The 14,637-nt window shown below is 45.6% G+C and carries 17 protein-coding genes; 15 read left to right on the forward strand and 2 right to left on the reverse strand.

Annotated elements, in window-relative coordinates; genetic code table 11:
• The first annotated feature begins 101 nt into the window (after positions 1–101).
• Entirely contained in the window at positions 102–488 is a 387-nt protein-coding gene (locus VDIS_RS12440) for a CBS domain-containing protein (RefSeq protein WP_013337616.1), read from the forward strand.
• 131 nt (positions 489–619) lie between these two features.
• Here VDIS_RS12440 and VDIS_RS12445 read toward each other — a convergent pair whose 3' ends face one another.
• Positions 620–805 (reverse strand): hypothetical protein, encoded by a 186-nt coding sequence (locus VDIS_RS12445; RefSeq protein ID WP_013337617.1) that lies wholly within the window; start codon positions 803–805, stop codon positions 620–622.
• A 286-nt stretch (positions 806–1,091) separates the two neighbouring features.
• Between VDIS_RS12445 and VDIS_RS12450 the strand changes: the two genes are divergently transcribed.
• Complete coding sequence (locus VDIS_RS12450) at positions 1,092–2,108, forward strand: MBL fold metallo-hydrolase (protein WP_013337618.1); 1,017 nt, start codon at positions 1,092–1,094, stop codon at positions 2,106–2,108.
• A 40-nt stretch (positions 2,109–2,148) separates the two neighbouring features.
• Positions 2,149–2,955, forward strand: coding sequence for an SAM hydrolase/SAM-dependent halogenase family protein (locus tag VDIS_RS12455; RefSeq protein WP_013337619.1), 807 nt, complete (start codon positions 2,149–2,151; stop codon positions 2,953–2,955).
• On the opposite strand, the gene VDIS_RS12460 is transcribed toward VDIS_RS12455, so the two are convergent.
• Positions 2,948–3,499: a methylated-DNA--[protein]-cysteine S-methyltransferase gene (locus VDIS_RS12460; protein ID WP_013337620.1), complete on the reverse strand. Its 552-nt coding sequence runs from the start codon at positions 3,497–3,499 to the stop codon at positions 2,948–2,950. The two genes, VDIS_RS12455 and VDIS_RS12460, sit on opposite strands and share 8 nt — an antisense overlap.
• Before the next feature lie 52 nt (positions 3,500–3,551).
• Here VDIS_RS12460 and VDIS_RS12465 point away from each other — a divergent pair, with 52 nt between their 5' ends.
• The 12 genes from VDIS_RS12465 (at position 3,552) to VDIS_RS12520 (ending at position 14,630) form a co-directional block, all read left to right on the forward strand.
• Positions 3,552–3,833: a MoaD/ThiS family protein gene (locus VDIS_RS12465; protein WP_013337621.1), complete on the forward strand. Its 282-nt coding sequence runs from the start codon at positions 3,552–3,554 to the stop codon at positions 3,831–3,833.
• Positions 3,834–3,838: 5 nt separating this feature from the next.
• Complete coding sequence (locus VDIS_RS12470; protein ID WP_013337622.1) at positions 3,839–4,360, forward strand: hypothetical protein; 522 nt, start codon at positions 3,839–3,841, stop codon at positions 4,358–4,360.
• Positions 4,361–4,415: 55 nt separating this feature from the next.
• Positions 4,416–5,621, forward strand: coding sequence for a nicotinate phosphoribosyltransferase (locus VDIS_RS12475; RefSeq protein ID WP_013337623.1), 1,206 nt, complete (start codon positions 4,416–4,418; stop codon positions 5,619–5,621).
• Positions 5,622–5,993: 372 nt separating this feature from the next.
• Complete coding sequence (locus tag VDIS_RS12480; RefSeq protein WP_013337625.1) at positions 5,994–6,545, forward strand: THUMP domain-containing protein; 552 nt, start codon at positions 5,994–5,996, stop codon at positions 6,543–6,545.
• A gap of 53 nt (positions 6,546–6,598) precedes the next feature.
• The gene (locus VDIS_RS12485; protein WP_013337626.1) at positions 6,599–7,426 is read left to right on the forward strand and encodes an NAD(P)-dependent oxidoreductase; all 828 of its coding nucleotides are present in this window, start codon (positions 6,599–6,601) and stop codon (positions 7,424–7,426) included.
• Between the two features lie 32 nt (positions 7,427–7,458).
• A complete protein-coding gene (locus VDIS_RS12490; protein WP_013337627.1) occupies positions 7,459–7,767 on the forward strand; it encodes a 50S ribosomal protein L31e in 309 nt (102 codons plus the stop codon).
• A gap of 66 nt (positions 7,768–7,833) precedes the next feature.
• Positions 7,834–10,482 (forward strand): AAA family ATPase, encoded by a 2,649-nt coding sequence (locus VDIS_RS12495; RefSeq protein WP_013337628.1) that lies wholly within the window; start codon positions 7,834–7,836, stop codon positions 10,480–10,482.
• 68 nt (positions 10,483–10,550) lie between these two features.
• Positions 10,551–11,381: a PD-(D/E)XK nuclease family protein gene (locus tag VDIS_RS12500; protein ID WP_013337629.1), complete on the forward strand. Its 831-nt coding sequence runs from the start codon at positions 10,551–10,553 to the stop codon at positions 11,379–11,381.
• Positions 11,381–12,307 carry a hypothetical protein gene (locus tag VDIS_RS12505; RefSeq protein ID WP_013337630.1) on the forward strand — a complete coding sequence of 309 codons (927 nt, stop codon included), beginning with the start codon at positions 11,381–11,383 and terminating at the stop codon, positions 12,305–12,307. The genes VDIS_RS12500 and VDIS_RS12505 overlap by 1 nt, the downstream gene beginning before the upstream one ends.
• A gap of 55 nt (positions 12,308–12,362) precedes the next feature.
• Positions 12,363–12,824, forward strand: a complete 462-nt coding sequence (ribC, locus tag VDIS_RS12510) for a riboflavin synthase (RefSeq protein WP_013337631.1) — start codon at positions 12,363–12,365, stop codon at positions 12,822–12,824.
• Between the two features lie 33 nt (positions 12,825–12,857).
• On the forward strand, positions 12,858–13,403 hold the full coding sequence (locus VDIS_RS12515) for a hypothetical protein (protein ID WP_013337632.1): 546 nt from the start codon (positions 12,858–12,860) through the stop codon (positions 13,401–13,403).
• Between the two features lie 6 nt (positions 13,404–13,409).
• The gene (locus VDIS_RS12520) at positions 13,410–14,630 is read left to right on the forward strand and encodes a glycoside hydrolase family 57 protein (protein ID WP_013337633.1); all 1,221 of its coding nucleotides are present in this window, start codon (positions 13,410–13,412) and stop codon (positions 14,628–14,630) included.
• Positions 14,631–14,637 lie beyond the last annotated feature (7 nt).

Consider the following 14,637-nt stretch of genomic DNA (forward strand, 5'->3'; position numbering starts at 1 on the left):
CTTTCTTGAGTAATCTGTGAATAGGTAATACCTACTTAGTATGGGTATTCAGAGAAATACTTATTAACCCATTACACCCAGTTATACTCAGTAGACCTAGCATGAGGATCAAGGAATTGATTAGGGACGGTGTCATATCCTGCAGATCCACCGACCCAATAACCTGTGCTGTCGCGAAAATGTACATGCATAATGTTGGTAGTGTCCTCGTAATTGATGAGGATGAGAAGCCCGTTGGAATATTTACCGAGAGGGACTTGGTCAGGATTGTGGCTGAGGGTATTAGTCTTGACACGCCATTAATGAAGGTTATGAGCAGGAAACTAATAACTGCGAACACCTCTGAATCTGTGATTTCAGCTGCAATGAAGATGATTGAGAACAACATAAGGCATTTACCGGTTGTTGAGGAGGGTAGGGCAGTCGGTATGGTGAGCATTAGGGACTTAGTAAGGGCATTAATGGCACAGGAACTATCCTATCCATGAATTAAATCCTAAACCGAATAATAAAATAACTCCATTGAGGTTAACAATGATTCATCACATTCAGGATGGGGTTAATGTTAAGGAAAAGGCATGATAATTTTAAGGAAGGGAGTTAAACGCAACGCACTGCATTACGCAGCCTTATACTTCCCATCAGTCTTTACTACCTTACCATCCTTTATCAGTCTCGTGAGCTGAGCCTTAACCACGTTAATCCTCTCCTCACCAACTGCCTTGGCGATCTCCTCAGCGGTGAATTCCTTACCCTTGTTGCTCGTGAGGTAATCAAGTATCTTCTTCTTTATTCCCTCGACCATACAATGTAAATACTACTTCTTTAGGTTATAAAGGTATTGCCTTTATGTTTGTGAAGTATCAACCGTAATTTGCCAGGGCAATTAATGATATAATTAAATACACGAGCATTACTAATTCCTGACTTATTCCCTGAGCAGCATCCTTAGTTCTCCATAATTTCAGCACCTAATTTATTGCCAATTTTAAGAAAATTAACATTATTACTCACCTGTAGAAAGAGTTTCCAATTCTTAAATTACCATAGGCAACAACCTATTATATTAGTTCCCACATTACCCCTTAGTAATGAGTAGGTTTAGGGCATATTATGATGATGGAATTGTGATTGAATATGAAAATAACCGTTTCATAATCGACCCATTAAGGAAGCCCAGCAGGCCCTTCAGCGCCGTATTAATAACCCATGGGCATAGGGATCACGTAAACCCAAGGGCTCTTCGTAACGTCTCACCCATAATAATGAGTGGTGAGACCGTCGCCATAATTAGGGCGCGTGATGGTGATTATCTTAGGCATATCGCGGTTAGTCCAGGGTCTAGGCTCATTATTAATGATGTATTGATTGAATCCTTTAACGCCGGTCATGTTGTTGGTAGTCTATCCTACGTACTTGACTTTGGTGATCTGAGGGTTGGTGTTACGGGGGACTTTAATGTGGAATCATCAATACTGCTTGATGGCGCCAAGGGGCTTAATGTTGATGTGTTGATAATGGAGGCAACGTATGGTGACCCAGACTACGTATTTCCAAGTAGGCATGAGATTTATAATGAGTTAATGGCTATCGCTGAGGATGGCATTAGGGATGGCATTACAGTATTCATGGGTCAACCGCTTGGTCGTGGCCAAGAACTCACGGCATTGCTTAAGGATTACCCAATCTATGTGGAGCCCAGTATTAAGGTGATTAACAATGCCCTGGGCCTGAGACATGGTGCCGTGGCTAGTGGCCTACCGCCTGCTGGTTCCGTACTTATCACGGGTGTTCCTAGGGATATTACGCAATTCATTAAGATCCTAAGGAGTAAGTATGGGAGTGTTAGGATTACCGCATTAAGTGGTATGTATGCTAAGCAGTCAAGGGTCGCCCGATTAAAGCAGCTTGGCGTGGATGCGATACCACTTAGTAGTCATGCGGACTTCCCAGGGCTAGTGGACTTCGTACTTAGTAGCGGGGCTGAGTTCGTGTATACTGTTTATGGAAATGCCGCAAAGTTCGCGAAGTACCTGAGGAATGAGTTAAATATCATGGCTAGACCACTGCCTAGTCATAGCCAGTTAACCATGGATTACTTCCTATGACATTATAATGCTTAAATTAATGAATAGTACATACACATTAATGAGGTCCATAATAACGTTACTCACGGATTTCGGCTATGAATCCTACTTCGTACCATCAATGAAGGGCGTAATACTCAGCCTAAACCCCAATGCCGTAATAATCGACATAACCCACGCAATACCTCAATTCAATGTGTATAAGGCGGCCTTCACGCTGTGGGCTTCATATAAGTACTTCCCCAGGGGCACGATTCATGTGGTTGTTGTTGATCCGGGGGTTGGTACGTTAAGGAGGGCCATAGCCGTTAAAACGAGGAATTACTACTTCGTCGGGCCTGACAATGGCGTGTTAATGATGGCTGCGGAGGATGACGGTATAGTCGAGATCAGGGCAATCGAGAATAGGGAGTTCATGAGACCTGTGGTATCGAGTACGTTCCACGGTCGCGACGTGTTCGCTCCCGTAGCCGCGTATTTAAGCCTTGGACTTGACATATCACTACTGGGGCCTAGGGTTACGGACCCCGTCAGGCTTCAGGGCATTACGAGTAGGGTTTCCAGGGGCTTTGCTAATTCAGCCATTGTTTACATTGATCACTTCGGTAATGCGTACACGGGCATTAGGGAGGGTGAGCTTAAGATTCTTGGTCTTGAGTATGGAGATGAGCTGCGCGTTGTGATACCGAGGAGGAATGTTGACCTGAGGGTTAGGTTCCTAAGGAGTTATGGTTATGCCAATGAGGGTGAGGCATTGGCGCTCATTAATAGTGAGGGCTTCCTCGAACTATCAATAAATAGGGGCAGTTTTGCGCAGAGGTTTGGTGTTGAGGAGGGCGATGAGGTCGAGATCTCCGTCATTAAATGAGCATATTACTTGATGCGTAATTAAGGAGTTCCCTGAAGTTCTTTGTTAGTGTCGCATCATCAACTATGTATTGCCTAGGCACCTTACCATTAACTACCTTAACGCCCTCCATCTCCAATAACTTGAATTTAACATTAACATCACCTGCCGAGTAGCCGCCCAATGAACCATCGCTCTTAATAACTCTATGGCATGGGACGATCACGGGAAGCCTATTGGCGCTGGCTAGTTTACCAACGGCCCTGGGGCTGGTATTCAGTAACTTGGCTAATTGGGCGTAGGTGGCGACTCTACCCCTTGGTATTGAGAGCATGGCCACCTGAGCCAATCCAAGGAGGCCTGGGCTCAGTTCTAAGTACTTAATTATCTCCCGTGGCTCCACCAACCCCATTATGTACTTGAGTAATACCTCGCTAACATGGCCTACGGTGCTTTCCCGAATTCCATCAACCCCAACCCTAACCTTAACCTCCCGAATCTTATCACCATAAATACACACCTCCAGGGCGCCAACATCCTTAAGAAGCAATGTTATGCAACGCATTTTAATTTCAATTATTTAGGAGACCTTAAAAACCCTGTTCTGAGATGCGGCTGTGGTTGTTAAGGTTAAGTTGGTTGGTGTTTTGAGGGCATTATCCCTAGGTAAGGAATACATAGAGCTTAATGGCGTTACTACGGTGAGGGAGGTCATTAATGGGCTTAGGTCAGTAAATGAGAAGTTATTTAAGAGGGTTTTTGACTCATCGAGAGGTGAGTTGGCGCCTGATATCTATGTAGCCGTTAATGATGTTGACATAAGATTGCTCAAGGGGCTCGATACACCAGTTAGGGACGGCGATGAAGTTTTAATATTGGCCTACATCCACGGTGGTTAGCGGTAATGAGTTACTTAATTAGGTTGAGTAGTGATATTGGTGAATTGAGGATTTGGGTTGCCACGGTAATACTAACGAGACCCATTAACGATGAGATAGTAAGTAGGATTAAATCGATGGTGAGTGAATGCCCCAATTCGTTGATAACGATCGTGCCAGCCAATAAGGTGTTAAGTCCATGGCACATGATATATCCCGCATACCTAAGCCTCAGGGATTCCCTAAGGGGCTTTTCGAGGTTTAGGGATCCTGGTCTTGGGGCATTAACCTACATGGTCGGCACAACACAGTTAAAGAGGGGGTTAAGCATTATGAATCCTGTTGGTAATGCTCAATTATCAATCATCATAATGGGCGTGAATGACTGCGTGCGTGAGTTAGTGAGTAAGGTGGTTGATGTACTTAGGGATTCCATTGAGGATTTAGTGATCGGTGTTGGTTGTCATAAGGCTTACGATGGGCTGTTTAAGTCCATTGATGACTTTATGACTGCGTTAATTAGTAGGTACATTAGTGAGTTCACGTGATTGCGGCAATTCTTGCAGTTAATAATTTATAATTCCGGCGGGGTTCAGGGAGTTAATGGATAGGTTATTCTATACCGCGAGGGATGAGGAGATAATTAATGGTGAGGCCACGGACATTTACTTCATGAGGATCGTTGAGGTTCTTAAGGCGGCGGGCCTTGATAAGGTTAAGGTTAGGGCTGAGTTTCACGTGGTTAACCTACCGAGGAATTACAAGTGGGCTGTGTTTGCCGGTTTAAAGGAGGTCGTCAATATCGCAGTGACTAAGGAGTTGCCAATAACCATATACGCAATGCCTGAGGGCACGTTGTTCAAGGCTAATGAGCCTATAATGGTTGTTGAGGGTAATTACGTGGACTTCGCCGTCTATGAAACAACATTCCTGGGGATACTTAGGCATTATAGTTCAGTGGCCAGTAAGGCTGCTAGGATTAAGAAGTTGGCTGGTAATAAGTCATGCATATTCTTCGGCGCCAGGGTTGTGCACCCAGCAATACAGCCAATGGTTGATAGGGCATCCTACATAGGTGGTTGTGACGGTGTCGCAGGTGTGATAGGGGCTAGGTTAATAGGCATTAGGCCAAGTGGTACAATGCCCCATGCATTAATGATCGTGTTTAGGCACGCGAGTGGTGACCACACGCTCGCCTGGGCCTGGTTTGATAAGGTAATGCCCAGTGACGTGCCGAGGATTGTGCTCGTGGATACGTTCTTTGATGAGCGCGAGGAATCTATGATGGCCGCCAAATTACTTGGGGATAGGCTATACGGCGTTAGGTTAGATACACCAAGCAGTAGGCGTGGCAATATGGAGGCCATTGCCCGTGAGGTTAGGTGGACCCTGGACCTGGCCGGTTATAGGAATGTGAAGATTCTCATTAGTGGTGGTGTTGATGAGGATGATGTGGTTAGGCTCAGGGATGTTGCCGACATGTTTGGCGTTGGTACATCGATAGCCTTCCCACCTAGTGTTGACATCAGTATGGACATTGTGGAGGCTTATGACGAGAAGAGTGGGCGTTGGGTGCCGATAACGAAGCGCGGCAAGCTACCTGGCTTTAAGCAGGTCTATAGGTGCAGGGGTACTTTAGATGACCAGGTGGTTCCGTGGGGCGTGGAACCGGCGCCATGCCCAGACGGCTCTAAGCCCGTGCCTTTACTCAGGAAGTTTGTTGATAATGGGAGAGCCGTCGAGTCAATACCCAGCGATCAGGAGATTAGGAATTACGTACTTGAGCAGTTAAAGTATGCCGAGATCTAGTTGTTGGCATGTATTTAAGAATTGAAAATAAGTAATGATGCGGGGAATAACGAGGTAATTAATGTGTTAAAGAAAGGGTTATTTTCTATTTTTAAGGAAAATCATTATTAAGCTTACAATTCCTCCTCCCACTCCTCCTCAAATTCCTCCCACTCTTCCTCCTCCTCACCTTCCCACTCCTCCTCTTCCATGACTAGTTTGTTCATGCTCGATCATTGATGACTTAAAAGAATTCTTAAAAAGCATTACCTACCTGCTTAACCCATTATTCATTATCCTCACCTATATTGCCATGCCCATAACCAACCCGCCCCAATCCCTAGCACTTTTCGTGAGGTAGGTGTGGTTTATAAATGGTTAAGGTAATGAATAGTGGGGTTTAATGTGGATTTCAATTTAGTCGTGTCCACAGGAAGGAGGTTAGAAGGTAGGTGCGCCGATGAGCTTAAATACATAGGCGACCTGGTCGGTATGAGGATTGCCCAGACATCATTCACTGGATTTGACGGGTTAATAACGGGTTACGTTGACGGAGACCCTGTGGAATTCACTAGGAGGTTGAGGGAGCTCGTTAGTAGTGGCCGTTATGTACCTCGCTTCGTACTTAAGGTCGTGCCTATAATGAGGACTGTGAAGACTGACATTGAGGAGATTAGTAAGGCTGCGGTTGAGTTGGCGAGTAGGTATTTGGGCCCTAACGAGACCTATAAGGTTGAGGTTAGGAAGAGGGGTGTTGACCTGGATAGGAGGGATGTGATTGATTCAATAGCGTCTAGGATAAGTAATAAGGTTAAGCTTGAGAATCCGGATAAGGTTATTCAAGTGGAGATATTCCCATCGAGGACTGGGGTAAGTATTATTAGGGAGGATGATGTTTTCTCGCTCATGAAGATCAATGTAAATACTCAACAAGGTAATGCGTAATTCATTAATCAATTAACCATAATCCTTTAATTACTCCACGGTACCTCAAGTTGATGGAGGTAACAGTCATTGGAACTGGCAGGATGGGTAGTGCATTAGTTAGGAGGTTGGCTAGTCAGGGCTTTGATGTTTATGCCTGGAATAGAACTAGGGATAAGTTAAAGAACTTACCTGCCAAGGCAATTGACGACATTTCACAGGCTAGGGGAGTTACCTTTATATTCGTCTCTGATGATGAGGCGTTGAACGCCGTTAAGGGCGTTGGCGGTGATGTGATTGTGCTATCAGGTACCTACAGTGTTGGTGCCGTTACCGCATTTAACATTAGGTTCACGAGTATGGGCAAGGGATTACTCGCAGCGCCTGTGGTTGGTGGTCCAGGGGATGTTGAGAATGGCACTGCGATATACCTAGTCGGTGGGCCCGAAGCCACGTACCAAAGGGTTAGGGAGGTATTTGATAAGTTGGGTACCGTGATTAGGTTGCCAACGGTTGAGTCGGCGATGGCGCTCAAACTAGCCTATAACGCGTTCCTAATAGGCACGATGGCGCTACTCGGTGAGTACGTAGTGCTTGGCAGGACGTACGGCGTCGATGATGATACACTAAAGGCGCTGTTAACTAAGACCGTGTTTAGGGACGTGGCTGAGAAATACCTCGATAGAATGCTCAGGCCTAAATCACCGCCGTCATTCACGCTGGCCCTGGCCGCTAAGGACGTGCATTACGCCGTTAAGTCTGCGGGTGATGCTAAGACACCATTGGTTATTTCCTCAGCCGTTAAGTCACTGTATGAGTTGCTGGCTACCCTTGGCTTTGGTAATGAGGATTACGTTAGGGCTGGGCTACTCGAGCTTATTGGCGGTTTAAGGGAAAAATAATGCTTATTAAGTCCACAGTTTAATCGTGCGTGATGAGCGAGAGCGCCAAGGTTGAGGTTGAGAGGGTTTACGTAATTAACCTTAGGAGGACTAGGGAGGTTTCAAGGACAAAGAGGTCTCCATACGCCGTAAGGTTGATTAGGAAGTTCGTTGCTAGGCACATGAAGGTTGACCCCGAGAAGGTTAAGATTGATAATAGTGTTAATGAGTATGTTTGGTCTAGGGGTATTGAGAAGCCTCCGAGGAGGATTGAGGTGAAGGTAACTAAGTATAGTGATGGTACCGTTAAAGTCACGTTAAACGTACCGGAGAAAGCCGAGGAGAAGGCTGAGTCGAAGTAATTAACCTTAACTAGCGATTCCTGAATTAGCCGATTCTTTTTAAAGGGCTTTTTATCCCTCATTAACGTGGTCAGTAATAGGACGTTGCAGTTAATGTCTAGACTCTTCACAGCAGCGCTTTACCTGGCCATCTCCCTAATAGCATTTGTGATTGACTTCCCATTCTACCCAGTCCCAGTTGCGCTACTCATTATTGCGGTGACCACGGCACTGGCCTACTCAGGGCATGTTAAGCTTGGCTTTGCAATAATGACCATACTCCTAATACCCGCATTACTCTATGTTTATAAATACGCAGCCCTCGGCGTCCTACTCCTCATATTAATCCTCCTAATTCTAATCAGGGTCTTTGATTGGCTGGGTGTTGGCGTTGGTATGCTTGCCTGGGAATTCTCGATAATGCCGAACCCACTCTACGTCCTATCAGTACCCTTAATACTAACATCACCAAGCCTCACGATTGGAGTTACGAAGAGGGTTACGCCACTTAAGTCATTGATAACGTTCTTAATACTGTACATACCAACGCTACTACTGCTTAACGCTAATAATGCCGTTACTCCCTGGTTTGGCTATGTAAGCATGAGCCTATCGCCATTGCAGTCATTAACTGCAGGTTCGATAATGACTGCCCTGGGTAGTATGGATGTGGGGCTTTATGGTTTATCCCAGGCGATTAGTAGGGTCTTTACCTGGGCTAGCACCTATGTGTTACCGCCGATAATGGCGTTGGCTGCCTATATTGCATATGTCGTATCAAGTAAGTTGAGGTCGCATGACAATAAGGTGGTTAGATTCCTCGCGCCCGCCGTTGGTACGATGATAGCCTACGCATTGATGACATACCTATTATTCTATATGAATCCATACTTTGGGCTTTATCAGGGTATTGACGTTAATACGCTAATGCAGGGGTTACTACCTGCCCTAGTTATCAGCCTCGTCATACTACCATTAATAATGCACTTTAGGCTCGTTGAGATTAAGTTTGAGCAGGAGGAGAAGCAGTCAATGATCGCCCTTGAGCGTGGTTACCAATTAATCCTCAATAAGGATGAACTGAAGTCACTTGCCAATGAGTGGGACAGCGTGATTGGGCTCGATGATATTAAGAATGAGATAGAGACCTCGGTCATAACGCCACTTAAGGATGTTAAACTATCCCAGAAGTACGGACTAATGCCGATACATGGAGTCCTTCTATTCGGCCCTCCAGGTGTTGGTAAGACTATGCTCGCGAGGGCCATAGCGGGCAGGTTAGGTTGGACGACAATAATAATGAACCTTGGTGAATTGCTCAGTAAGTACTATGGCGAGAGCGAGAACAGGCTGACCGAGCTCTTCAAGGTCGCTAGGAACTATGCGCCATCAGTAATAATAATTGATGAGTTTGATGCCATTGGTAAGGCTAGGACTAGGTACGTGAGTGATGACGTCACACCTAGGCTACTGAATATCTTGCTCAGTGAGATGGATGGAATAACCAAGAGTAACGAGAATATCCTAGTGATTGGGACAACCAATCAGCCCGACCTTTTAGACCCGGCATTGCTTAGGCCTGGTAGGTTTGACAAGGTCATCTACGTGCCACCGCCCAATGAGGAGACCAGGGCTAGGATGTTTGAGGCAATGCTTAAGGATAAGCCCATTCAGGGGCCAATTGATTATGCGAAGCTTGCTAAGATGACCGATAGGTTCACGGGCGCGGATATAATGAATGTGGTTAGGACGGCCGTGCTTGAGTCATTGAAGGAGGGTAAGCCCATAACCCAGGGAAAGCTTGAGGAGATAATCAATAGGTATAAGCCGAGCCTCACCTATGACCTGCTTGAGAAGTATGAGGCCTTTAGGCTTCAGTACAGTAGGTTGAGGACTTATGGTAAGGCCCAGGTTGGTATTCCAGAGGTTACTTGGAATGATGTTGGTGATCTTGAGGAGGTTAAGGAGGTCATTAATAAGTACGTGGTTGCCACAATGCAGAGGAGGGATATACTCGAGAAGTTGGGTATTGAGCCTATACACGGAATACTCCTCTTTGGCCCTCCGGGTGTTGGTAAGACCCTAGTTGCGAAGGCGACGGCTAATATGCTTAAGGCAAACTTCATAGAGCTTAATGGCGCCGAGCTAGCTAGGGTAGGCCCTGAGAGGGCTGCTGCCGTTGTTAAGGACGTATTTAATATGGCCCGTGACAACGCCCCAGCCATAATATTCATTGACGAAATAGACTCGGTGGCACCACCTAGAGATTCACCAACAGGCAGTGTTTGGTCTAACGTCATTGCCCAACTACTGACTGAGATGGATGGCCTGAGGGGTTTAAATAACGTCATTGTTATAGCAGCTACGAATAGGCCCTGGTTCATTGACCCAGCGCTGCTTAGGCCTGGTAGGTTTGACAAGGTAATTTATATACCACCACCGAATAGGGATGCCAGGCGTGAGATAATTAAAATACACATTAGAAATGCCGAGGTTGAGGAGGGCGTGATTGACTGGGTCGCCGAAGTTACTGAGGGCTATAGTGGTGCTGATCTGGCTGCCTTAGTTAGGGAGGCCAAGATGAGGGCTTTGGACAGGGTGTTGAGTGGTGATAATAAGGTTAGGATAACTAGGGAGGATTTCGAGTACGCACTTAGTAAGGTTCGTCCATCACTGAGTAGGGAGTTGCTTAGTCAGTATGAGGACTTTGTGAGGAGGGTTAACCTGATGGTTTAATTGGTTTTATCTTCTAAGGAGATTATTGTGGGCTTAGTAATTTAAAGGCGCCTTTTCACAGTTTTGTCATGAGTCAAAAACCTGAAGCATTGAAGAATGTAATCGAGGAAGTTACGAAATTGGTAAAGGAGGGGTATTCCCTAACCGGCATTGTGAAGGAGGTTACTGAGGCGATTAATAAGGACGTTGGCTTGAGCAAGGTAATATTCAATGAGATAAAGGAGTCAATGGTTAAGATAAGCCCCGGCAACGTGCCTGTAGGCCTATTCACGCAATGCGCACTAATACCCAGTTATTACCTGACCGGTAAGACTCCAAGCATTGATTGGGGCGACGTGACAATGCACCTACTGGGTAAGATGATACACAGCCTAGCCATTGCCGAGATAAAGAACAGGCTTGGTAGCAAATGCATAGAGGGTGTTGAGGTCATGTATACGTACAATGCCTGGACAATGAGGGGTAAGCCGGACCTTGACTGTGGTAATTACTATCTTGAGTTTAAGACGATAATGGGTAGGGTTACGAAGGCCAGGTTATTCCACGACATGATACAGGCGGGTTTCTACTCGGCGGCGGGTAATAAAAATACATACATACTTTACCTAGTACTTAGCGATGGTGTGTTGCGCAATATAGTGCCTATCGAGATCATACCGGAGGTTGGTTACCCAGTTATTTATGCCTTTAAGCTTTGGGTAAAGGCCGTGGAGGGTGGTGATATCGGGGCATTAACGGTTAAGACGACGTCATGCAAGGTGTGTAGATTTAGGAACATATGTATAATGAGAACTAGGAATCCGCATGAGGTGTTCCTACCAGGTAAGGAATTGCTTGATAATTATCTCGACTACGTAAAGCACGAGGTTTCTAAGGCGGGGGTTAAGGTGGTTGGTTGATGAGCCTCGAGGAAATAACAGACCTGGCAAATTACCTACTGAATAGGTTGCAGCTTAGGGATACCCACTTCGTAACGTCGATAGCCAGGTGCTCATTGCTCTCGCTGAGGAGGGACGTTAGTATAATGGACGAGGCTTACAGTGAGTATTTGCCGAGGGTATTGACAGTATGTGCCACGGAGAAGCATGTAATTAGGGTTGAGGATGTGACTATCGAATTACCAAGGCTCCTTAGGTGTGGTGATTCATTAGTATTGCCAAAGCTCATGCTCCTTAAGGACAACGTCAGGTCTCACATAGTTGAGGCATTGCTGGTGGCTGCGCTGCTTAATACCGAGATTCAATTGCACTATTTATCTAAGAACATAAGTGGTGATATTGAGGAGGGTTTATCAATAACTATAAAGCCCGAGTGGGGTAAGGAGTTGCTCAATGCTGTCATTAATTCATTAAGGAACAAGGAGGTTGGCGTTAAGACTATTAGTTGTGCCATATGCCCATTAAGGGATGTGTGTCCATTCAGTAAATTGGGCGATAAGGTGGTACTACCTGATGAAACCGTGAAGATCGTCGATGAGCTTTACGGCCAGTTAATTACGGAACCAGTAATTATGCAGGAGGAACGTGGTGCGGGGACCTTGACGCCGCCAAGCACGTTGGATAGGGAGGGTATTAGGAATTACTTGAGGCAGGTGGCCAATTGGGCGCGTTCTCATGGTAGGACGTGGGTTAGCGTGGCTGTTGGTAAGTGCCCAGTGTGTGGTAGGGAGGGTACACTGGTGATTAGGATAACGAGTGGTGGTGAGAAGGTTGTCTATAGGCATGGTTCCTCAACCTGCACTGTGGGTACCATAGATGAGTCAGCGGATAAGATAGGCATTGATAGGTTTTTAGAGATTGAGGGCATTGGGTCAGGAAATAAGTGATTGATCTGTTAGGAGTGTATTAATTGTTATAAGGCGGTTATTTAGGTACTTATTAATGACGTTGAGGGTTGGTATTGTAGATACTACCTTTGCTAGGGTTGATATGGCAAGGTACGCAATTGAGGAGTTGAGGAATAATGACCCATCCGTAGTGATAGAGAGAATAACAGTGCCAGGCTTTAAGAATACTCCCTGGGCCGCCAAGCAACTCATTAATAGGGGTGTTGATGCGGTCATGGTGTTTGGTTGGATTGGACCGAGCCTAACGGATAAGATAACCTATGCCGTGGCTTCCATGGGCCTCATAATGCTTCAGATTGAGTATGATAAGCCGATAATTGACGTGACGGTTCACGAGGACGAGGCACGTGATGAGAGGGAATTATTTGATATAGCCGTTGACAGGTCTAGGAAGCACGCTAGAAACCTCATACTGATGCTCAGGGGCGAGTTGACGAAGTGGGCTGGCATGGGCCTTAGGCAGGGTCGTCCAGACGTTGGGCCAATCATTAGGTAAAAGCTTTATTAAATGCCGTGTGAATGTCTCGTTGTGAGTTCATCGATTGAGCTTGTAGGGAAGGTATTCAATGAGTTGATGAGCGTTAATTTACTTATTAGCGTTAAGGATAGGAAGAACCCATTGGTTTCTGAGTACGTAATTAAGTATGGCAATAAATGCCCCAACATTACCAGCATTGATGAGGACATAAACATGGATAGGGAATTGACCTGGTACCAAGTATTGACTAACGGCATTGGCCTAAAGCTTAGTATAAATAGGATAGGCGTAAGTTTGGGTTCCAGTGATGGGTCCATAAGAATTACATTAAGGCTTATGAACGGTGATAGGTTAAAGTCATCTGAGGAATTCATAATGACCTGCGGTGAGGTTAAGGACTCCATTTACGGCAAATCAATCGTGGATTTATTCATCAACCTTGATGTCATCTCAAGGGTTTTAAATACCGTGAAAGAAAGGAGAAAGCTAAGTGATAATTACATCGATGAGTTATTGAAATTCTTAAGTAATGCTAAGTCTAGGGTTGAGCAGGACATAAGGAGGTTGGTTAGTGCCTATCAGTGGTTTGAGGAGTGATAGGTTATGGTTAGGAAAATGATATTATTCCTCGAGATGCATCAACCAAGGAGGTTGAGGTATGGTGTTCTTGATAAGTTGTGTGATTTAAGGGGTGATGAGGTTAATGAGTCGACGATAACCTCAATAATTTTTAATGACGAGGTGAATAGGGAAATATTGAATAGGGTTGCGGATAGATCGTACATTCCAACCCTCGAGTTGATGAAGGATTTGGGCAATGATGGTTTTAGAGCAGCCATATCAATATCTGGCTCGTTAATTGATCAGCTATTGATGTGGAGACCTGAGGTTATTGACCTGTTGAAGGAGTTGGTGAAGAGGGATGTTATTGAGTTGGTTACTGAGCCTTATCATCATTCTCTGGCGTCATTCGTTAGTGGGGATTTATTTCTTGAGGAGTTGAGGGATCATGTGGAGATGAATAAGTCATTATTTGGTCAGACGCCCATTGTCTTTGAGAATACGGAATTCCTTTATAGGAATGATTGGGGCATCCTGATGGAGAAGGCCGGCGCTTCGGTGGTCCTCACGGAAGGGGTTGATTGGGTACTTGGTTGGAGAAGCCCAACTTATCTCTATGGCGCACCTAATTCGAGGATAAAGCTATTACTTAGGCATTACAGGTTGTCCGACGATATAGGCTTTAGATTTAGTAATAGGTCCTGGGACCAATGGCCATTAACTGCCGATAAATACATGGCCTGGGTTAGGGCGACACCTGGAGACTTCGTACTGGTGGGCTTGGACTTCGAAACGTTTGGCGAACATCACTGGCGTGAGAGCGGGATCTTCGAGTTCCTCGCATGGCTCCCTAAGGAGGCGCGTAGGGCGGATGTCGAGTTCGTGCATCCATCATCACTGGCAAATGAGGAGCCCATTGATTATTTGGACATACCATCGGTGATATCCTGGGCTGACGTCGAGAAAGATGGCAGCGCATGGCAGGGAAATGATCTCCAGAGGATTGCACTTAATCACGTGGTTTCCATAGGCAATTTAATGAGGTCCCATGGCCTTGAAAAGACGTGGAAGTACTTATTAACGAGTGATCATTATTACTACATGTCCATGAAGCATGGACCAAGTGGTGAGGTTCATAGCTATTTCAATCCCTATAACTCGGCACTTGCTGCATTCAGGGCTATTGAGGATGTCGTAGTAGGCATTACCTGCGCCCTTGCTAATGTGGGAATGAAGAGGGTTAAGTCTCGTGCAGTTAAGTAAGCCATGT

The organism is Vulcanisaeta distributa DSM 14429 (assembly GCF_000148385.1).
In the GTDB taxonomy this organism is placed as follows: Archaea; Thermoproteota; Thermoprotei; order Thermoproteales; family Thermocladiaceae; genus Vulcanisaeta; species Vulcanisaeta distributa.